Raw genomic sequence first — 19119 nt, 5'->3', positions numbered from 1 at the left:
AGGGGGACACGGAAATTCGGTGAAGATGAATGCTAAGCATCTCTCAGGATTTCTGCAGGCGAATAGCAGGAGTTTTTCCACTTTTCCACAGGTGTTGTGCACAGCCCGCGGGTATCCTCCCTGGCCAGAAATCACTCCGAGGCGATCGCCTGCAACATGTTCAACTTGGAAGCCCGTCGTGCCGGGACGATCGCCGCGAGCATGCCGACAATGACCGACAGCACCAGGAAGCCGATCAACTGGGCCCACGGGATTGCCAGCCGATTCAGTCCCTGGTCCGCCATCAGATGCTGCATCGCCAGGCCGAAGATCAGCCCGAGAATCACGCCCAACACGGCGCCGAGCAGGGCAATGGTCACCGATTCCAGGGTGATCATCCGCCGTAGCTGACGCTGTTTGAGACCCACGGCCCGTAGAAGGCCGATCTCGCGGGTCCTTTCGATCACTGACAACGCCAGTGTGTTGACGATACCAAGCACGGCGATGACGATTGCCAGGCCGAGCAGGGCATAGATCACAGTGATCAGCCGATCGATCTGCTCGCTCTGAGCCTGGGCATAGGCGTCCTGACTCTGCACGACGACCAGCGGATTGCTGGTCGTTTCCGTCTTGAGCGCGTTCTCCACCGTCGAGCTCGACGCGCCTGGCGCGAGATTGACGCTCAATCGGATGTCCTTGTTCGTGTTCCCCATGTCGGAGAGCGTGGCGAGATTCGTCACCAGATCACCGGACTGAACCCCCTGCGGCGTCGTGAAGATGCCCGTGATCGTCAACTCGATGGGCTGCCTGTTCACCGGGTTGAAGGCCTGCACCTTCTGCCCGACCCGATGGCCGTTGTCGTTCGCCCAGGACTGGGAAACGATCAGATCGCCCAGAGTGTCTGTCATCGAACCGGCCACCATGGTCTGGTTGACGATCTGATTGAAGTCCGCGGCGGGGAATCCCTCCAGCACAGCGGTCTTGCCATCGACCTGCGTGTACACCTGACGACTCTGGTGCACCGAGGCGACACCTGGGGTGTGACTCACCTGGTCATACAGACCCGTGGGGAGGGGCTGGCGGTTGACAGTCGTGATGATGAAGTCGCCGCGCAGATTGTCGCGGATCACGTGGTACACCGACGAGCTCGCAGAGGCCCCGAGGATGGCCATCATCGTGACCAGTGCCAGCCCGATCATGAGGGCCGAGGCGGTGGCCGCAGTGCGGCGCGGCTGGCGCACCGCATTGAGTTCTGCCAGCTGCCCCGGTGCCCCGAAGGCCCGGCGGTAGAACCGGCCCAGAGCCCAGATGAGTGGACGCCCCACCATCGGGCTGACCAGCGCGACGCCGATGAGCATGAAGAATGCTCCCGCTCCGAGCACCCAGATTTTGTTGTCGAAGCTGGCCAGCACGCCCACCAGAAGGGCCCCCAGACCGACGAGGGCCGTGATGGTGCCGATGACTGTGCGTCGTCCCAGACCGCCTTGGCCGGTGCTGAATTCCCCACTCATTGCCGCCACCGGCGGCACGCGTCCGGCGCGTTGGGCGGGAACCCAGGCGGCCAGCATGGTGATGACCACGGCCACCACCAGGCAGATGATGATCGTTCCGGCGCTGGGCATCGGCACGCTGGATCCGATGTCCAGTCCGATGGCCGAGAACAGGCGCCCGATGCCGAAAGCCAGCAGGGCACCGAGCACGATGCCCAGTACGCCACCCGCCAATCCGGTGCCGAAGGCCTCGAAGAGCACCGTGCGCGCCACCTGGGTGCGGGACGCGCCGAGGGCACGGTAGAGCGCCAATTCCCGGCCCCGTTGGGCGACCAGGATGGTGAAGGTGTTCACGATGAGGAAGGCGGCAACGACCAGTGAGATGCCCGCGAACACGCCCAGGAAGATGTTGACGAAGCTCAGCCCCTGATCTATGTAGGTGCTGACGCTCTTCGCCACGGAAGCGCCGGTCTGCGCCTCGAAGCCTTCCGGGATCACCTGGGATATCCGCTGTGCCACGGTGCCGGCATCCTCACCGGGCCTGATCGTGACCGCGGCACTCTGAAAACCAGGTGCGCCCTCCATGATGAGCCTGCTCGCAGTGGCGTCGTTGAAGAACAGATAGCTGGCGCCTGCCGTTCCGCCTGATCCCCAGGTGGCGGCGCCCACCAGGGTCATGGTCTCGTTTCCCTGGCTGGTGAGGATCTTGACCTGGTCGCCGATGTGGTACCCGCTGCGGGTCAGCGACACCGGATCCACCGCTATCTCATGGTCGCCCGTGGGGGCTCTGCCCTGCTTGACCACGATGCCGGGCTGATGGTTCATCGCCGGTTCGGAAAAGTAGTTGGACGCGATGCTGGGTGCTCCGGTGCTCGCCACGACATGGCCGTCATTGCCGAGCAGATAGACGGTGCTGTAGCTCGACATCACTCCCACCGCGGACTCCACGCCGTCCACGGCCTTGATCCGGTTGATGTCGCTGCTTGTCAGATGGGTGTTCTTGTAGTCAGGTGTGACCGGATTCTGAATGTCCCAGGCGCCCTTCACGGACACATTGACATCGGCGATTGTTCCCTGGGTGAGGGAGTCGAAGGTCTGCTTGAGCATCCCGGTGAAGGTGAGCGAGCCAGCCAGGAAGGCGATCCCCAGCACCACCGACAGGGCGGAGAGGATCAGCCGGAGCTTGTGCCCGAGCAAGGATTTCCACGCTGCATTCCACATGTCAGTTCTCTGCCCGCTTGGCGTGCACCGGTGGCTCCGGTTCGGGCACTGCGTCCTGCTGCGATGACCGTGGTGGCATCTTCTCGCGATCGTCCTGCTCGTCATCGTCGGCATGGGCCACCGCGTCGAGCACGGATTCGCGCGTCGGGGACGCAAGATCGCCGACGATCTTTCCATCGGCCAGGAACAGTGCCCGCCCGGCATAGGAGGCTGCGGTGGGGTCATGGGTGACCATGACGATGGTCTGACCGAGCTGGGTCACCGAATCGGCAAGGAATTGCAGAATCTCGGCCGAGGATCTCGAATCGAGATTGCCGGTGGGCTCGTCGGCGAAGATGATGTCCGGCCTGCTGAGCAGTGCCCGTGCGCAGGCCACCCGCTGCTGCTGGCCTCCGGACAACTGACTCGGCTTGTGGGTGAGCCGACTGCCCAGTCCGACCGTTGTGATCACATGGTCGAACCACTCCTTGTCCGGTTTGCGCCCGGCGATCGCCATCGGCAACTCGATGTTCTCCCGTGCGGTGAGCGTCGGGATGAGATTGAACGCCTGGAAGACGAAGCCGATCCGGTCGCGTCGCAGCTCGGTGAGCTTGGCGTCGTTGAGAGTGGCGATGGGTGTGTCGCCGATGAAGACCTCCCCCGATGTCGGCGAGTCCAGACCAGCTGCGCAGTGCATGAGCGTCGACTTTCCGGATCCGGAGGGACCCATCACCGCCGTGAACTGGCCCTTGCGGAATTCAACGTCGACATGATCGAGTGCGATGACCTCCGCGTCACCTTTGCCGTAGAGCTTGGTGAGCTGTTCCGTGTGGGCGGCGATGTCGAGAACCGGCATCGCGGGAGCGCTGGATGACATGGTGTCCTCTCGCATGGGTGACGCGTCCACCCTAACCTCCAGTCCACGAATGGGTGCATCCCCGATCTCGGCTTTCAGGGGAATTCCAGCCGGTGTCCACCGGTGGGTGCGCCCTGTCCTTGGAGAATTAAGGGAATGTGTCACTGTCATCCTCGTCATCACGTCTGTGGATATCGTGGAAAAGCATCGAAACCGCTGGTGAATGGCACAACGACTGTGTTGATGAATTGTTGATGACGGATGGGTGATCACCGGATGGCTGTGGAGTGACGAGCAGCCTGGGAATCCCCACCCACAAGCCCTCCACATGATTGAATGAATTGTCCACAGGGCAGTCATCACCATCTGGGGATCAATTCTGGGTGCCCGTTTCTGACTAGGCTGGCACTGAAAAGGCCTGCGCATCCCTTGGGAGGAAGTTAGCGGTGAAGATCCTGGTTCTGGGCGGTGACGGATTCTGCGGTTGGCCGGCGAGTCTGGGACTCTCCCAATCAGGTCATGAGGTGGTCATCGTCGACAACTTCTCCCGCCGCCGCATCGACGAGGAACTGGGCGCCCAGTCACTGACCCCCATCGTCTCCAGCACCGAGCGCCGCAAGGCCTGGCACGAGACCACGGGGCATCGGATCCGGCTGGCTGTGATGGACATCGCCAGCCAGTACGACCGGCTGCTGGCGCTGCTGCGTGAGGAGAAGCCGCAGGTCATCGTGCACTACGCCGAGCAGCGTTCGGCGCCCTATTCCATGAAGTCCCCGGCGCACAAGCGATACACGGTGAACAACAACGTCAATGCCACACACAATGTGCTGTGCGCCATTGTGGAATCCGGCCTCGACATCCATCTGGTGCACCTGGGAACCATGGGTGTCTACGGCTATGGCACGGCAGGGATGCGCATCCCGGAGGGTTATCTGGGCGTGAAGGTGGACGGCGACGACGGTGAGGTGAGCGAGGAAATCCTCTACCCCACCCATCCCGGCTCGATCTACCACATGACCAAGGTGCTCGACCAGGATCTGTTCGCCTACTACGCCAAGAATGACGCGTTGCGGATCACCGACCTGCACCAGGGCATCATCTGGGGAACCTCGACCGACGAGACCTCACTGGACGAGAGGTTGATCAACCGCTTCGACTATGACGGCGACTACGGCACCGTACTCAATCGCTTCCTCGTGCAGGCTGCGGTCGGCTATCCACTGACAGTGCACGGCGTCGGCGGTCAGACCAGAGCATTCATCCACATCCAGGACATGGTGCGGTGCGTGAGGTTGGCCATCGAGAATCCGCCTGAGCGCGGTGATCGGGTGAAGATTTTCAATCAGATGACCGAAACCCATCGGGTGCGCGACCTGGCAGCACTGGTCTCCTCGATGACCGGCGCGGTGGTGGAGAACGTCCCCGATCCCCGCAAGGAGGACGCCGAGAACGAGCTGCATGTCGTCAACGACGCATTTCTCGACCTGGGCCTGCGTCCCCTCACATTGAGCAATCATCTGCTTGACGAGATCAACCGCACGGCCATGAAGTACCGCGACCGAGTGGACCTGTCTCGAATCCCGGCGCGCTCGTTGTGGACCAAGGACCTCAAGCCCGGTGTCCCGGTGGCATACCGGGAATCCACCGGCCGCTGAGCGATTCACCCTGCGATGCGGATCGCGCTGTTCACGGAAGTCTTCCTGCCCAAGGTGGACGGTGTCGTCACCCGTGTGATCAGGACCCTGGAGCAACTCGACCGGATGGGCCATGAGGTACTCGTCTTCGCTCCGGGCTCACCCCCGCAGCGCTACGCGCACCACAAGGTCCAAAGGGTGCGCTCGGTGTCCCTGTGGCCGATATATCCCGAACTCAAGGTGGGCCTGCCCACGCCGATGATCGCCGAACAGATGATCCGATTCCGCCCCGATGTCGTGCACGCGGTCAACCCCGCTGCACTGGCGGCATTCGGCGTTGAAGCGGCCTATCATCGCGATCTTCCCCTGCTGGCCAGCTATCACACCTGGCTGGCGGACTACATGATCAAGCTGCGAATGGGCTGGGCCCGGCGACCGGTCCAGTCCTGGACGCGGTTCCTGCACAACCGCGCAGAGGTCAACCTGTGCACCTCCCAGGTGATGGTGGAGCGCGCCCGTGAGCACGGCGTGCAGCGCGTCGATCTGTGGCCCAGAGCGGTGGACACCGTCGGTTATCGGCCCTCACGAGCCGACTCGGCGATGCGCCATCGCCTCACCGGTGGACATCCCGAGGCTCCTCTGGCCATCTACATCGGCCGGATGAGCCGCGAGAAGGACCTCACCGACCTGGTCGAGCCGATCAGAGCGTTGGCACCCCGGGGGGTGAGATTGGCGATGGTCGGCTCGGGGCCCTACCGCCGGGCGCTGGAGCAGGCCTTCGGCGGGACACCGACGGTGTTCACCGGATATCTGTCCGGTGATGATCTGGCAAGGGCCTATGCCAGCGCCGATGTCTTCGTCTTCCCCTCCACCACCGAGACGCTGGGCTTGGTGGCCCTGGAGTCGATGGCCTCAGGGGTGCCGGTGATCGGGGTTCGGGCCGGAGGGGTCCCGGATGTCATCACCGACGGGGTCAACGGCTTCCTCGTCGATCCCCATGACGGCGCCGGATTCCGGCAGCGCATGCTGCAACTGTTCGACCGGCCCATCCTGCACGCCGAGATGGCGGCAGCGGCCAGAGCAGAGGCGCAACGCCATGACTGGCGTGCCGCCACTGAGGCACTGGTGGACTTCTACCGGCTGGCGATTGAGCGCCACGATGTCAGACGTGGAAGCAGAACCTGACCCAGCGACCTGCGATGCCTCATCTGAGTGTTCTGGTCAACCCGTCAGGATTCAGGCGTCCTGGTGCTCGAGACGGTGAGAGTGATGCAGCCGGAGGAATGGGCTCAGCGAATCTGCAACCGGTCGATTGCACCGGAAGGTTCAGTGATGGCCAGGTCAGTGCCTGGGCAGGTCAGTGTTGGGCGGAATGCTGCTTGATGCGGTTGGTGAGTTCGGTGACCTGGTTGTACACGCTGCGTCGTTCGCGCAGCAGTTGACGGATCTTGCGATCGGCGTGCATCACGGTGGTGTGGTCCTTGCCACCGAACTCCTGGCCGATCTTGGGCAGCGAGAGGTCGGTGAGCTCCCGGCACAGGTACATCGCGATCTGCCGCGCCAGCACCAGGGGCTGGGTGCGAGCGGTGCCGATGAGCGAGTCGACGCTGACCGAGAAGTACTGGGACGTCTCGTTGATGATCGTGGCGGCACTCACCTCAGCATCTGCGCCATCGGGGATGAGATCGCGCAGCACCTGGTCGGCGAGGCTCATCGAGACGTCCTCGCGATTGAGCGAGGCGAAAGCCGTCACCCTGATGAGAGCCCCCTCCAGCTCGCGGATATTGGTCTGGATCTTGGAACCGATGTATTCCAACACGTCGGGCGGCACATCAAGCTGCTCGGACGAGGCCTTGCGGCGAAGAATCGCAATGCGCGTCTCGAGGTCGGGAGGCTGGATGTCGGTGATCAGACCCCATTCGAAGCGGCTGCGCAGTCGCGACTCGAGTTGCTCCAGTGCCTTGGGCGGACGGTCCGAGGTGAGCACTATCTGCTTCTGGGCATTGTGCAGGGCATTGAAGGTGTAGAAGAACTCCTCCTGGGTCTGGGTCTTTCCCTCCAGGAACTGGATGTCGTCGATCAGCAGCACGTCCACGTCGTCGCGGTACTTGCGGCGGAAGGCATTGGTGCGGTTTTCGCTCACCGCATTGATGAACTCGTTGGTCATCTCTTCGGTGCTCACGTATTTGACGTGCACCTCGCGGTAGTAGTCGCGCACATAGTGGCCGAGCGCATGCAGCAGGTGGGTCTTACCGAGGCCGGACTCGCCGTAGATCATCAGCGGGTTGTAGGCCTTGCCGGGCGCCTCGGCCACCGCAACCGCCGCCGCATGGGCGAAGCGGTTCGACGAGCCGATGACGAAGTTGTCGAAGGTGTACCGGGGATTGAGCCTGCCCTGGTCGTCGTTGCCACCCTTGACTGCCGTGGGCGCAGCGGACGGGCCGGGAGTGAGTACCGCATCCTGGGGACGCAGCGGCGTCGGCGCGTCGTCACGCGGTATGAACTCGGCCGGGGCCGGGTCTGGTCCGTCCCGGCCCGGATGCTCGGCGGGACGCAGATCCAGTTCGAGATCGGGTTCGATGGTGATGGCAAGCCGCATCGGACGGCTGAAGAAGTCACTGAGAACTTCCTCGATCTCGGTGCGCAGCTTTGTCTCGATACGTTCCCGGGTGAATTCGTTGGGCACGGCGATCATCACCGTGGACTCATGAATCGTGAGCAGTCGCGAACCCCGGAGGAATGCGCCGCCCCGCGCACCGCAAGCACTCAGTACGTGATTCCAGGCCTCGACCACGTCCGACTCGTCACCACCGGTGTTCGAGTCACGAGTCACGCCATTCCACCCTCAGTCGTCGGATTGATGCACGGCAGCTTAACGCCACTCCGTGAGTGGCTGTATGGATCCCCCATCAACGGAGTCACAAGTTATACACCAATCCACAGGGTTGTCCACAGAATTTCGACACTTCTCAGCCTTGAAGACGTCCGCATCGGCTGGTCGCACGGCGTGTCGCCTGGACTGAAGATCACAAGTTGATGATTCTACTGTGCCAGTTGTCCATAGCTCTGCCGATCAGGCCGTTTGCTGTGGGTCCCCTCGCTGGCGTAAACTTGCCAGGCCGCTGGCGTCAGCGGCTTCTTCTGTGTGCACATGCCTGGTGTGAGGATGCTGTGAGCATCCCAGATCGCGTGTCAGCGCGGAAGTGATGCGAAGCAGCTCGATTTCACCAGCAAGGAGCTCATACCGTGAGCAAGCGCACTTATCAGCCCAGCAATCGTCGACGCGCCCGCACGCACGGTTTCCGTGCACGAATGAGCACGCGCGCCGGTCGCAACATCCTGTCGGCGCGGCGCCGCAAGGGCCGCGCAGAGCTGTCTGCCTGAGCAGTGCTGCCCGCCCAGGCGCGGATGCGCAGCTCGCAGGAGTTCCGCACCACTGTGCGCCGAGGCGTGCGCTCCGGGAGTGCCAGTCTTGTCGTCCATGCCGACCTCGCCGATCAACGGTCGCCGCATTCTGCGGAGACCGATTCTTCGACGCGGGTCGGTTTTGTCGTGTCCAAGCGCGTGGGCAATGCGGTGACGCGCAACAGGGTGAAGCGCCGGTTGCGACACATGGTGGCCGCGCGGTTGTCCTTCGGCGGGAAATTGCCCCGGGATCTACGCATCGTCGTGCGAGCCCTGCCGCCGGCGGCCCTGGAGCCGCAGCGGCTGGCGTCCGATTTCGACGCGGCCTGGTCTGCATCGCTCAGCAAGGTGTGCAGGTGGGCAGAACGATGAAATATCTGCTCCTGGCTTTCGTGCTGTTCTGGCGCCGATTCATTTCGCCGATGTATGGCGATGTCTGCAAGTTCTATCCGAGTTGTTCTGAATATGGGCTGGAAGCCCTGCGGTTGCACGGAGCGGTGCGCGGCAGTTGGCTCACCGTGCGGCGTATCGCGCGATGCCATCCATGGTCTCTGGGCGGGGTGGATCCCGTTCCCGGATCCGACCTGGAAGCCCGGTTGAGGGAACACCAAGACCCTGACAGCGCAGACCCCCATGCTGTCATCCGAGAGTCAGGACCCGGTCCTGGCGCACAGCCCGTCCGGGAATCCCGGCGCGGACCGCGCATCTATGTGAGGTGAATGAGTTGTACCCCGTCATGTTGACGCTGATGAACATAGGCGACAGCCTCGGCTCCATCGGTACGTCCATCATGGAGCCGTTGTACTGGGCAGTCAGTGGCCTGATCGTGCTGTTCCATGCCGCGCTGTCGTCGTTCATGGCGCCCGATTCCGGATGGACCTGGACGCTGTCCATCGTGATGCTGACCTGCTTCATCAGGTTGGTGATGATGCCGTTGTACGCCAAGCAGCTGAATTCATCGCGAGCCATGCAGACCCTGCAACCGAAGATCCAGGAACTGCAGAAGAAGTACGGCGCAGACCGGGAACGGCTCGGTCAGGAAACGATGAAGCTGTACAAGGAGGAGGGCGTCAACCCGGCCTCGTCCTGTGCTCCCCTGCTCATCCAGCTGCCCATCTTCTTCGCCCTCTACCGTGTGCTGAGCAGCGCCTCGACAGGGCACAATGTGCACGGCTTCTGGTTGCAGCGCGATCCGCAGCTGGTCGATTCGCTGAGCCATGCCCACATCTTCGGGGCCCAGCTGTCGGGCACCTTCATGCCGATCAACAACGGCTTCGGGCCAACCCAGATCCTCGCCACCATCCTGATCCTGCTGATGACCGCATTCATGTTCATCCAGCAGTTGCACATGCTGAAGCGCAACATGCCGCCGAGCGCATTCACCGGGCCGATGGCTCAGCAGCAGAAGATGATGCTGTACCTGTTCCCGGCGATGTACCTGTTCATGGGTCTGGCCATCCCGATCGGCGTGCTCATCTACTGGCTCACCACCAATCTGTGGACGATGGGTCAGCAGTACTTCATCATCCGCAACTACCCGACGCCGGGAACGCCTGCCTATGTCGAGTGGGAAGAGCGCATGAAGGCGCAGGGCAAGAATCCGAAGGCCATCGAGGCGCACTGGAGCAGTCGTGCGCGCAAGGCCAAGGTGAGCGAGGTCGCCACGGTGGCAGCCACTGACGAAGCTCACAATCCTGTGGTGGCACGGCAGAGTACCTCCCGGCAGACCGTCAAGCACGACCAGAACGGCAATCGGCAGGTCGTGCGCAGGCAGCAGCCGAGCAAGAAATCACGAGCCACCCGCAAGAGGAAATGAGTTGCGAGGCCCCTTCGGTTGTGCCCTCTGTGCGGTCCCTGACCGGTTCGCGTTGATGCGTCATGCAGAGTCGGCATGGCAGCCGGTGCTGCCGGAGCGGTTTCTCGAGCCAGTAATTGAATTGGGTGCAACCCCTCTCGGGTTCGCCCTGTGTCGTGGATCAGCGAGGAGACAATCATGAGCGATGAACAGCAGTCGGCAGCTGATGTCGAACAGGCCGTCAAGGATGTCGTGGATGACGTTGCAGAGGTGGCCGCCGAGGAGGCTGCAGAGCCATCCGAAGAAGACATCCTGGTGAAGGAGGGGGACATCGCAGCCGACTACCTGGAGGAACTGCTGGACATCGCCGACCTCGACGGTGACCTGGATTCCTACACCGAAGGTGATCGTGCGCATGTCTCCGTGGTCACCGATTCCACCACGCTGGTGGGGCGCGACGGTGAGGTGCTGGAGGCGCTGCAGGAGTTGTGCCGGTTGGCCGTGATGACCGAGACGGGCCGGCGCAGCAGGCTGATGCTCGATGTCGCCGGGCACAGGGAGAAGCGGCGCAAGGAACTCCAGCTGCTGGCCCAGGACGCCGTGAATTCCGTGAACGAGAACGGCGAACCCGTGCGCCTGGCACCGATGAATCCCTTCGAGCGCAAGGTCGTGCACGATGCCGTTGCAGCTGCCGGCCTGTACAGCGAGTCCGAGGGCCAGGAGCCGCAGCGCCGGGTGGTCGTGCAAGCAGCCAAGTGATGGACCAGGTGGGACCGGATCAGCCGGATCAGGTTGACGGCGAGCGAGTGGAGAAGGCGGCCAGGAATGTGCTTGCCGAGCAGTTCGAGTCACAGTTCGGCTTGATGAATCGATATGTCGACATACTTACAAGTCGAGGTATTGACTGGGGACTCATCGGTCCACGCGAGGCGGGCAAGATGTGGAGTCGGCACATCCTCAACTGCGCGGGGCTGGTGTCGCTGATTCCTGAGGGCTCCACAGTGGCCGACATCGGGTCGGGGGCAGGTCTGCCAGGCCTGGTGGTTGCCATCCTCCGTCCCGATCTCACGGTGACGCTGCTGGAGTCACTGTTGCGCCGTGCCGACTTTTTGTCGGAGACGATCGAAGAGCTGGGTCTGTCATACCGGGTCCGTGTGATCCGGGGGCGTGCGGAGGAGCACGACGAGTACTACGACGTGGTCACTGCCCGCGCGGTTGCTCGGCTGAAGAAGCTGCTGGGCTGGGCTGCGCCCCTCATGGATGAGCGAGGCCAGCTGTTGGCCTTGAAGGGACGCTCGGCTGAAGCTGAGGTCCTCGAGGCGGAGGCCCAACTCACCAGGGCCAGATTGATGGCCGAGGTGTTGAAGGTGCAGCTCTCCCCCACTGCTGAGCCGAGCACCGTCGTTCGAGTGCGTGGTGCCTGAGCTGACACCGCTTCCTTGCACTGCTGCTTCCTTGCACTGCTGATCGTCGAGGATCAGGCGACGGATCGTCGTGTGTGAGACCTTGGGTCAGGCAACCGGAGTCCGTCACTGGACTGGACCTGCAGGGCTCTGGATGTGACCTTTGCAGGTGCAATGTTCCCCAGGTTGTTCCGGGCACGCCCGGACCTCTGTTCTTCACGGTGACAGTTCGGCCATGCGCGTGGCTCGAGTAGCACAACCTAGTTGAACTGTCATTCATGCTGATCTCACAGCTCAGGGGCGCACAGGTCGAGTGTCATGGCGTGGCCTTGGGGACATCCCGGATAGAGTTGCTGAGCATTGTTCATGGAGGTGTTCGTGGTGTCAGGTGAGCCATTGGGGTGGCCAGCGAAGCATGATCCGGCGAGGAGTGAACCTCTGGGATATCCGGTACCAAGAGGAAGCCAGGTGAAGCGCTCCCCCGATGTTTCACGTGAAACATCGTCCAATGGACCCGTGGGCGGGGCCGCACAGGCTGCAACTGAGTCGGAGAGGAAGCAGTGAGGTTGGGGAAGTCCAAGGACAAGAAGAAGAAGAAGGACAAGAAGAAGCACCACAAAGCGGCCAGGGACGTAGATGTGCGCGCGATGGATTCTGGTCGTGCGGAGCTCAACCCAGAGACTGCGAAAGCCACTCCAGAGAATATGGACAGAGCAGTGAAAGGATCGGCGAGCATGTCCAACGCTTACCGTGACGCCGCAAGCGGACCGGCTGGTCAACACCCATCTGCGATGAACAGAGGGGGATCGACCACCTCGGATGCTCTCCAGGCAGCATCGGCATTACCGCACTCCCCCACCCCGATGTCGGCAGACGATGAGATCAATCCGGCATTGCCATCCGATGCTCCTCCGATCCCGCGTCGAGCGCTGGAAACTGAGGTGGTTGTCCGGAATGTTTCACGTGAAACATCGATGACCGGTGGACCGCTGCCAGCTCCTGCTAGGACGCGCCGGGTCGTGGTCGCCAATCAGAAGGGTGGCGTCGGTAAAACCACCACAGTGGTCAATCTCGCAGTTGCCCTGGCGCAGGGCGGATTGAAAGTCCTGGTCATCGATGTTGACCCGCAGGGGAATGCTTCCACCGCGCTGGGTATACCTCACCAGCAGGGCACTCGGGGAACGTTTGAAGTGCTTCTCGACGGCACACCGCTCTCCGATGTTGTCATTGAGTCACCTGAGGCTGCAGGTCTCCTGGTGAGCCCCGCAACCATCGACCTTGCGGGCGCAGAATTGGAATTGGTCTCTGTGGATGCGCGAGAACGACGACTGAAAGTGGCCGTCGAGGACTTCTTGCGCGATCACCCCGCCGACTTCATCTTCTACGACTGCCCTCCGTCATTGGGATTGCTCACGGTGAATGCCCTTGTGGCGGCGAAAGAGCTGCTCGTGCCCATCCAGTGCGAGTACTACGCGCTGGAAGGCGTCACTCAGCTCACCAGAACGATCAGCCTGGTGACCAGGAACCTCAATCCCGAACTTCAGTTCTGGGCCGTTCTGCTCACAATGTTCGACGGCAGGACAAGACTCGCCTCACAAGTGGCGGAGGAAGTCCGCTCCCACTTCCCGGGTCTGGCGCTGGAGACCATGATTCCCAGATCGGTCCGTATCAGCGAGGCCCCCAGCTACGGTGCCTCAGTGATCGGCTACGACCCTCATTCAGTGGGTGCCAAGGCATATCGAGCTGTCGCCCAGGAAATCGCAGAACGCGCCGCCAAGGAGGACGCATGAGTGCACGACCAGGTGGTCTCGGCCGAGGCCTTGGTGAGCTGTTCCAGCGCACAGAGGACATGGCAACGGCGACTGTATCGCCGCAACCGGAACAGACTGCTGCAACAACAGTTGGGACCATCGCAAACACTGCGGCTGAGATGCCAGACGGTTCCTACTTCCAAGAACTCCCGGTGGAAGAGATCAGCGCCAATCCCAAACAACCCCGATCGATTTTCGGTGAGGAGGAACTCACCGAGCTTGCTGAGTCCATCAAGGAGGTTGGCCTGCTGCAGCCGATCGTCGTGAGGCGCCTTGACGAGGGCCGATACGAGTTGGTGATGGGGGAGCGGCGCCTGAGAGCCCACCAGCAGGCGGGCATTGCCACAATTCCAGCAATCGTCAGGGCGACGGACGACACATCGATGCTCACCGACGCGCTGCTGGAGAATCTGCATCGGGTGCAGCTGAATCCAGTTGAGGAGGCTGCCGCCTACGAGCAGCTCATGGAGGACTTCGGCATCACCCAGGGGGAATTGGCGCAGCGCCTCAAGAAGTCAAGGCCCTACATCTCCAACACGATTCGCCTGCTGAAGCTGCCGACGACGGTGCAGCGACGGCTCGCCGCTGGCGTCCTGTCAGCGGGACATGCCAGGGCTCTGCTCACCGTGGATGACCCGGTGATGCAGGAGCACCTCGCACAGCGCATCGTCTCCGAGGGTCTGTCAGTCCGAGCCACAGAAGAAATCGTGGCCCTGACCGACGAGACCAGCCGCATCAGGCCTGCCACCAAGCAGCCGAAGCAGCCCGACCCGCATGCGGAACAAGTTGCTGCAGATCTCGCCGAACGCTTCGACACCAGGGTGAAGGTGAGCATCGGCCGCAACAAGGGTCACATCACCATTGACTTCGCAGGTCAGGAAGACCTCGACCGCATCCTCACTCTGTTGGGCCGCTGAACAGGGCTTCGACCAGTGCTTCCAGCTCAGTCCTGTGCCTGTTCATCCATTGGCGGGGCCTGCAGGGGGTCTGGAGGCATACTCCACCATTGAAACACGTGCACCAGGTGATGACGATCCATTGCAGCAGTCTGAAGCAACAGTGACGGACGATTGACCGATAAAGCTATTTATCGACAAAGCGATAAGTCACTTAAACCACAAGTTGGTTCAGTGATCTTCGGGCTCCGTGACCGTGCGGCCATCGACTGAACTGATGATCGATGTGGGCAACTGCACCGTGCGGGACACCGTGCAGTCCTTCTCGTGGCTGAGCTTGACGAGGCGTTCCACCAAGCCAGCGGCCCTTTGCCCGTCACCATCGGCAGGGAACTCAACATGAAAGTCCAGCCCGATGTTCTCCATCTTGTGGGCGCCCTGGTCGTCCACGGTGTACTCACCCTTCACATGCACCGTGAACTCGGTGGGTTCGGCATGACGGGAGGTGACTGCATCCACGTCGATGCTGCTGCACCCACCGATGGCGGCGAGCAACAGTTCGACAGGTGTGAACAGACCGTCACCGTGGCCGAACTCCAGGCTTGCGCCCTCAGAGTTCGTCGCAACATAGTGCTCGGCGGACACCCTGCTGAGTGCCACTGAGCGGGGACTGCTCTGGGTCACCCCAGAACCTCGTCCAGCAGCTTCTTGAGTGCGCCCTTGGTCTTGCCGCCCTGGAACTGTTTGACGACTTCGCCGTGCGAGAAGACCTTGACAGTGGGCAGCCCGAGGATCGACTGTGAGTTCGCCACCTGCACATTGGCGTCCGTGTCGATCTTCACGAAGTTGATCCGGTCGCCGTACTGCTCCGCGAGTTCCTCGATGATCGGGGTGAGTTGGCGGCAGGGCGCGCACCAGTCTGCCCAGAAGTCCACCAGTGTCGGCTTGTCGGCCTTGAGGACGACATCCTCGAAGGTGGCATCTGTCACATCGGTCACTGCGCTCATTGTGGACTACCTCTCGTTGGTGACGGGACAGTCAGTCCCGGTCGGGGTTGTTGTGTGCCTGTTCGACTGATCCGAATCGGTTGCCCGGCTGTCACCACGATGGGGGAGCCAGGCAACGGAATCGGCCTGGTCAGTCGCTCAATGACACAAGGTACTGCTCAGCGTCAAGTGCGGCGCGGCAACCCGTACCCGCCGCGGTGATGGCCTGCCGATAGACGTGGTCAACCAGGTCGCCACAAGCAAAAACACCGGAAAGATTGGTGCGCGTGGAAGAGCCGTCCACACGGACATAGCCCGCATCGTCCACATCGACCTGGCCGGTCACGAGCTCGGAGCGGGGAATGTGCCCGATCGCCTCGAACAGACCCGCCACTGGCAGTTCGCTCTTCTCACCGGTACCGGTGTCCTGCAATGTCAGCGAGGACAGCGTCGTGTCGCCCTCCAGGCCGACGATCTGCTTGTTCCAGGCGAATTTGATCTTCGGGTCCTGTTCGGCGCGCCTGGCCATGATGTCGCTGGCGCGCAGCTTGTCGCGGCGATGCACGAGGGTGACCGAGTCTGCGAATCGGGTGAGGAAGGTGGCCTCCTCGACGGCAGAGTCGCCGCCGCCCACGACGGCGATGTCCTTGCCGCGGAAGAAGAATCCGTCGCAGGTGGCGCACCAGCTCACGCCCCTGCCCGCGTACTTCGTCTCCTCGGGCAGGCCGAGGTGACGGTAGGCCGAGCCCATGGCCAGAATGACCGACTTGGCCCGGTACTCGTTGTCGGAGGAATCGCGCACGACCTTCACGTCGCCGGTGAGTTCCAGCGAGGTGACGTCATCGGTGATGATCTCGGTGCCGAAACGCTCGGCCTGGGTGCGCATATTCGTCATGAGATCGGGGCCTTGGATTCCCTCGGGGAAACCGGGGAAGTTCTCCACTTCCGTGGTGTTCATGAGGGCACCACCAGCGGTGATGGATCCCTCGATCAGAATCGGGTGCATTCCCGCGCGCGCCGTGTAGATGGCGGCCGTGTATCCGGCCGGGCCGGAGCCGACGATGATGACATCGCGGATTTCGTCGTTCATGTCTTCCCTTCACATACGGCAGCCCTGGCGACCCTGAATGCGCATGCCTGGGCGCCACCGGACCATGAAACTGCGCAAGCCCCTGAAGAATTCCCGGGAGCTCACCGACCGGGAGTCCCCAGGGATGTTCTTCGGAGCCGATCCCTCAGAACCTTCAGCCCCACAAGAATTTCATGCCCGTGATGGCAGCCCGGCGCGGGTTGTGCCGTTGCATCAATTTCCCAGCCAGCAGAGCAGAACACGTTGTGCACCATCTGGACGCAGGGCCGTGGGACGTTGACCGGTAGAGTCGGGGAGTCATCGAGAAACCGGGGGAACAGTGGAGGGGACATGCGTGTGAACCGCCGCTACGCACTGTCGCTGCTGGCTGGTTCGGCGGCGGCCGCCGGCCTTGCGGCGTGCGGTTCGAAGAAGGCACAGCCCCACGAGACGCAGACGACCACGGCAACTCCGACTCCCTCGGCCACCCCGTCATGGAGCAATGTCAAGAATTCCGGCGGGGGACAGCTCAGCCTGTTGTCTTCGCTGTTCACCGATCAGAATTCACAACAGCGCTATGCGAATGACGTGCTCATAGGCTTCTTCGGGGGAAGTGCCTACAGCTTCACCACCGACTACACGACTCCCGAGCGGCTGTTGGACACCATCTACACGGGCTTGGTGGGAGCGGATCTGTCCGATCTGGTGATGCCCGGAGTCGGCTGGGTGGAGTCTTTGCAGCGGCGCAATGTGCTGCGCGAGATTCCCGAGGATGTGCTCGATGATCTGCAACTCGACGACCGGCTGCTGACCGGATGCCGCTACCAGGGCAGCCTTCGGGCGGTTCCCTATGTCAAGGATCTCAGCCTGGTGGCCTATCGGGCCGATCTGTTCACGGCCGCGGGAATCGCCGATCCGCCGGCCACCCTTGACGAAGTGCGGGCGATGGCCAAGCAGCTCACCACACCGGACGTACAGGGGTTCGATCCCTTCGGTGGGAGCGGCCTGGTCAGCACCTGGATCACCCTGCTGGGTGCCTACGGCGGCACGCTCTTCACCGACGATGGCAAGCCCCGTTTCGATCAGGGTCAGGGTACCCAGGCCCTCGACTTCATCATCGGTCTGGTGAAGGACGGATCCACCGATCCGTCCAAGATCCCGGCTTCAGGTGCGTCGCAGCTGTTCGTCGCCAAGAAGGCCGCCATGACGCTCCTCGGCACGGGGATGTGGGATTCTCTCGGTGCTGCTGGGCTGGCCGACATGGCGCATCTGGGTCTGATTCCGATGCCCCCGAGCCAGCAGGGGAAAGACCCCTGCATGCTGCAGTCGGGCACGCTGCTCGCGGTGAGCAACCAGTCGAGCCACCCGGAGGTGGCATTCGAGTTCTGCCACTATGCGCTGGGCAAGGATCCGCTGCAGGCGGTGCTGGGTGTCCAGCCCGGGGTTCCCGCCAGATCGGACGTGGTCTCCGGCAGTGCACTGCAGAACAACCGGATCCTCACCACCGCATTGACCAATGTGCAGTACGCCACGATCACCCTGGGCGGCAGCCCCGCGTGGCTTGACCTGGTACCTGTCATCGAGTCGGAACTGATGGCCGCCATCACGGGCCGTCAGTCCTCCGAGACGAGCATCTCGAATTTGGCCCGGGTGGTCACCGATTCCATCGCCCACAACTGAGGACGCCTGAATTCGGCTGGTGGGGCTGACATCCGTGGCTGGTCTCGCCCGGCGGATGAGCCCCCGCGGCTGAACACCCCAGCGCGGAAAGCGGTTCCGACAGTGTTTCCCCGCCCAGGGGATTCTCAGTGGGTGATCTCGGCATGTGTCAGATGGTCGAAACGGTTGACCCACCACAGCGCTGACAGGCCGGTGCCCTCGAAGGGCCGCGCCGGCGGGCGCCCGGTCTCGATGAGAGTGGTGGCGGTGTTCACGATGATGAACCACGGATCGGGATCGGCCTGAGCATTGGTCAGGCCGAGGGCCGAGCGGATCAGGTACTGGATGATCCATTCGTGGCAGACCAGGCCGACGACCTCGTCGGAATCGGTGTGCTGTGCGCACAACTCCTGGTAGAGCCGATCTCCCCGGGCCTGCGCGTCTGGCTGGTCCTCCACGCGCGCCCCCTTGGTGTACCAGCCGTCCTCCCCAACATCGGGTGGCAGAACGACACGGGGGCTCAGAGCCGCGAGCCTGCTGGCGGAGGCGCCCTGGCTCGCGCTCGGTGTCTGGGGAATGCCGGTGTACACACCGCCCACCTCGTAGGCCTGGGTATTCACCAGGATGGGCAGGTCGAAGGCCTCGGCGAGGGGCGCTGCCGTCTGCACCGCGCGGACCATCGGCGAGCTGACAAGCGCTGTCAGCCGGGGCAGGCGGCCTTCGCGAAATGCCAGCGCGAGCTCTTCGGTCTGCACGATGCCCTTCTCGGTGAGCTCGGGATCCGCCGAACGTCCAGCGAAGGGATGCCCGGCGGCGGTGAGGACATTGTTCGACGACTGCCCGTGCCTGATGAGAAGGAGCTTCACGCGGTCATTGTCGCAGCCACTCGCCGAGAGGTTCGGAAGGCCCGGGCGCGGTTTCACCGGACGAGCACCG

General features: G+C 62.6%; 18 protein-coding genes. 11 read left to right on the top strand and 7 right to left on the bottom strand.

What is annotated here, in order from left to right:
* Positions 1–131 precede the first annotated feature (131 nt).
* Together ABF648_RS03000 and ABF648_RS02995 are read right to left on the bottom strand one after the other, a co-directional pair.
* Positions 132–2690 (bottom strand): ABC transporter permease, encoded by a 2559-nt coding sequence (locus tag ABF648_RS03000; RefSeq protein ID WP_415630811.1) that lies wholly within the window; start codon positions 2688–2690, stop codon positions 132–134.
* 1 nt (position 2691) lies between these two features.
* Entirely contained in the window at positions 2692–3546 is an 855-nt protein-coding gene (locus ABF648_RS02995; RefSeq protein ID WP_415630810.1) for an ABC transporter ATP-binding protein, read from the bottom strand.
* Between the two features lie 425 nt (positions 3547–3971).
* Here ABF648_RS02995 and ABF648_RS02990 point away from each other — a divergent pair, with 425 nt between their 5' ends.
* Positions 3972–5180 (top strand): NAD-dependent epimerase/dehydratase family protein, encoded by a 1209-nt coding sequence (locus ABF648_RS02990; RefSeq protein WP_415630809.1) that lies wholly within the window; start codon positions 3972–3974, stop codon positions 5178–5180.
* A gap of 15 nt (positions 5181–5195) precedes the next feature.
* Entirely contained in the window at positions 5196–6344 is a 1149-nt protein-coding gene (locus tag ABF648_RS02985) for a glycosyltransferase family 4 protein (protein WP_415630808.1), read from the top strand.
* Between the two features lie 172 nt (positions 6345–6516).
* Here ABF648_RS02985 and dnaA read toward each other — a convergent pair whose 3' ends face one another.
* Positions 6517–7992: a chromosomal replication initiator protein DnaA gene (dnaA, locus tag ABF648_RS02980; RefSeq protein ID WP_415630807.1), complete on the bottom strand. Its 1476-nt coding sequence runs from the start codon at positions 7990–7992 to the stop codon at positions 6517–6519.
* Positions 7993–8405: 413 nt separating this feature from the next.
* Here dnaA and rpmH point away from each other — a divergent pair, with 413 nt between their 5' ends.
* The 8 genes from rpmH to ABF648_RS02940 all read left to right on the top strand — a co-directional run bounded on the left by rpmH (position 8406) and on the right by ABF648_RS02940 (position 14490).
* The gene (gene rpmH, locus ABF648_RS02975) at positions 8406–8543 is read left to right on the top strand and encodes a 50S ribosomal protein L34 (protein WP_415630806.1); all 138 of its coding nucleotides are present in this window, start codon (positions 8406–8408) and stop codon (positions 8541–8543) included.
* Between the two features lie 3 nt (positions 8544–8546).
* A complete protein-coding gene (gene rnpA, locus ABF648_RS02970; RefSeq protein WP_415630805.1) occupies positions 8547–8936 on the top strand; it encodes a ribonuclease P protein component in 390 nt (129 codons plus the stop codon).
* Complete coding sequence (gene yidD / locus ABF648_RS02965) at positions 8933–9283, top strand: membrane protein insertion efficiency factor YidD (protein ID WP_415630824.1); 351 nt, start codon at positions 8933–8935, stop codon at positions 9281–9283. The genes rnpA and yidD overlap by 4 nt, the downstream gene beginning before the upstream one ends.
* A 17-nt stretch (positions 9284–9300) precedes the next feature.
* The gene (yidC, locus tag ABF648_RS02960) at positions 9301–10380 is read left to right on the top strand and encodes a membrane protein insertase YidC (RefSeq protein WP_415630804.1); all 1080 of its coding nucleotides are present in this window, start codon (positions 9301–9303) and stop codon (positions 10378–10380) included.
* Positions 10381–10557: 177 nt separating this feature from the next.
* On the top strand, positions 10558–11118 hold the full coding sequence (locus ABF648_RS02955) for a protein jag (protein ID WP_415630803.1): 561 nt from the start codon (positions 10558–10560) through the stop codon (positions 11116–11118).
* A 104-nt stretch (positions 11119–11222) separates the two neighbouring features.
* Positions 11223–11783 carry a 16S rRNA (guanine(527)-N(7))-methyltransferase RsmG gene (rsmG, locus tag ABF648_RS02950; RefSeq protein ID WP_415630823.1) on the top strand — a complete coding sequence of 187 codons (561 nt, stop codon included), beginning with the start codon at positions 11223–11225 and terminating at the stop codon, positions 11781–11783.
* Between the two features lie 953 nt (positions 11784–12736).
* Positions 12737–13552: a ParA family protein gene (locus ABF648_RS02945; RefSeq protein ID WP_415630802.1), complete on the top strand. Its 816-nt coding sequence runs from the start codon at positions 12737–12739 to the stop codon at positions 13550–13552.
* On the top strand, positions 13549–14490 hold the full coding sequence (locus ABF648_RS02940) for a ParB/RepB/Spo0J family partition protein (protein WP_415630801.1): 942 nt from the start codon (positions 13549–13551) through the stop codon (positions 14488–14490). The genes ABF648_RS02945 and ABF648_RS02940 overlap by 4 nt, the downstream gene beginning before the upstream one ends.
* A 210-nt stretch (positions 14491–14700) precedes the next feature.
* Here ABF648_RS02940 and ABF648_RS02935 read toward each other — a convergent pair whose 3' ends face one another.
* The 3 genes from ABF648_RS02935 to trxB all read right to left on the bottom strand — a co-directional run bounded on the left by ABF648_RS02935 (position 14701) and on the right by trxB (position 16545).
* On the bottom strand, positions 14701–15153 hold the full coding sequence (locus tag ABF648_RS02935; protein ID WP_415630800.1) for an OsmC family protein: 453 nt from the start codon (positions 15151–15153) through the stop codon (positions 14701–14703).
* A complete protein-coding gene (gene trxA / locus ABF648_RS02930; RefSeq protein WP_415630799.1) occupies positions 15150–15476 on the bottom strand; it encodes a thioredoxin in 327 nt (108 codons plus the stop codon). Before trxA ends, ABF648_RS02935 begins: the two co-directional genes overlap by 4 nt.
* 130 nt (positions 15477–15606) lie before the next feature.
* Positions 15607–16545 (bottom strand): thioredoxin-disulfide reductase, encoded by a 939-nt coding sequence (gene trxB, locus ABF648_RS02925; protein ID WP_415630798.1) that lies wholly within the window; start codon positions 16543–16545, stop codon positions 15607–15609.
* A gap of 330 nt (positions 16546–16875) precedes the next feature.
* Here trxB and ABF648_RS02920 point away from each other — a divergent pair, with 330 nt between their 5' ends.
* Entirely contained in the window at positions 16876–18204 is a 1329-nt protein-coding gene (locus tag ABF648_RS02920; protein ID WP_415630797.1) for an ABC transporter substrate-binding protein, read from the top strand.
* Between the two features lie 125 nt (positions 18205–18329).
* Here the strand turns inward: ABF648_RS02920 and ABF648_RS02915 are convergent, their stop codons facing one another.
* Complete coding sequence (locus ABF648_RS02915) at positions 18330–19049, bottom strand: histidine phosphatase family protein (protein ID WP_415630796.1); 720 nt, start codon at positions 19047–19049, stop codon at positions 18330–18332.
* Positions 19050–19119: the final 70 nt, after the last annotated feature.

Origin of the sequence: Propionibacterium sp., from assembly GCF_047719395.1 — a bacterium.
GTDB lineage: Bacteria > Actinomycetota > Actinomycetes > Propionibacteriales > Propionibacteriaceae > Propionibacterium.
Note: the sequence above shows the minus strand (reverse complement) of the source record. Positions and strands in the feature narration are given on the sequence as shown.

What these genes read in the sequence shown, in the direction of transcription:
- ABF648_RS03000 (WP_415630811.1), bottom strand. Translation starts at nt 2,690, where the DNA reads ATGTGGAATGCAGCGTGGAAATCCTTGCTCGGGCACAAGCTCCGGCTG.
- rsmG (WP_415630823.1), top strand. Translation starts at nt 11,223, where the DNA reads ATGAATCGATATGTCGACATACTTACAAGTCGAGGTATTGACTGGGGA.
- ABF648_RS02920 (WP_415630797.1), top strand. Translation starts at nt 16,876, where the DNA reads ATGCGTGTGAACCGCCGCTACGCACTGTCGCTGCTGGCTGGTTCGGCG.
- yidC (WP_415630804.1), top strand. Translation starts at nt 9,301, where the DNA reads ATGTTGACGCTGATGAACATAGGCGACAGCCTCGGCTCCATCGGTACG.
- ABF648_RS02940 (WP_415630801.1), top strand. Translation starts at nt 13,549, where the DNA reads ATGAGTGCACGACCAGGTGGTCTCGGCCGAGGCCTTGGTGAGCTGTTC.
- trxB (WP_415630798.1), bottom strand. Translation starts at nt 16,545, where the DNA reads ATGAACGACGAAATCCGCGATGTCATCATCGTCGGCTCCGGCCCGGCC.
- ABF648_RS02955 (WP_415630803.1), top strand. Translation starts at nt 10,558, where the DNA reads ATGAGCGATGAACAGCAGTCGGCAGCTGATGTCGAACAGGCCGTCAAG.
- yidD (WP_415630824.1), top strand. Translation starts at nt 8,933, where the DNA reads ATGAAATATCTGCTCCTGGCTTTCGTGCTGTTCTGGCGCCGATTCATT.
- trxA (WP_415630799.1), bottom strand. Translation starts at nt 15,476, where the DNA reads ATGAGCGCAGTGACCGATGTGACAGATGCCACCTTCGAGGATGTCGTC.
- ABF648_RS02945 (WP_415630802.1), top strand. Translation starts at nt 12,737, where the DNA reads ATGACCGGTGGACCGCTGCCAGCTCCTGCTAGGACGCGCCGGGTCGTG.
- ABF648_RS02985 (WP_415630808.1), top strand. Translation starts at nt 5,196, where the DNA reads ATGCGGATCGCGCTGTTCACGGAAGTCTTCCTGCCCAAGGTGGACGGT.
- ABF648_RS02995 (WP_415630810.1), bottom strand. Translation starts at nt 3,546, where the DNA reads ATGTCATCCAGCGCTCCCGCGATGCCGGTTCTCGACATCGCCGCCCAC.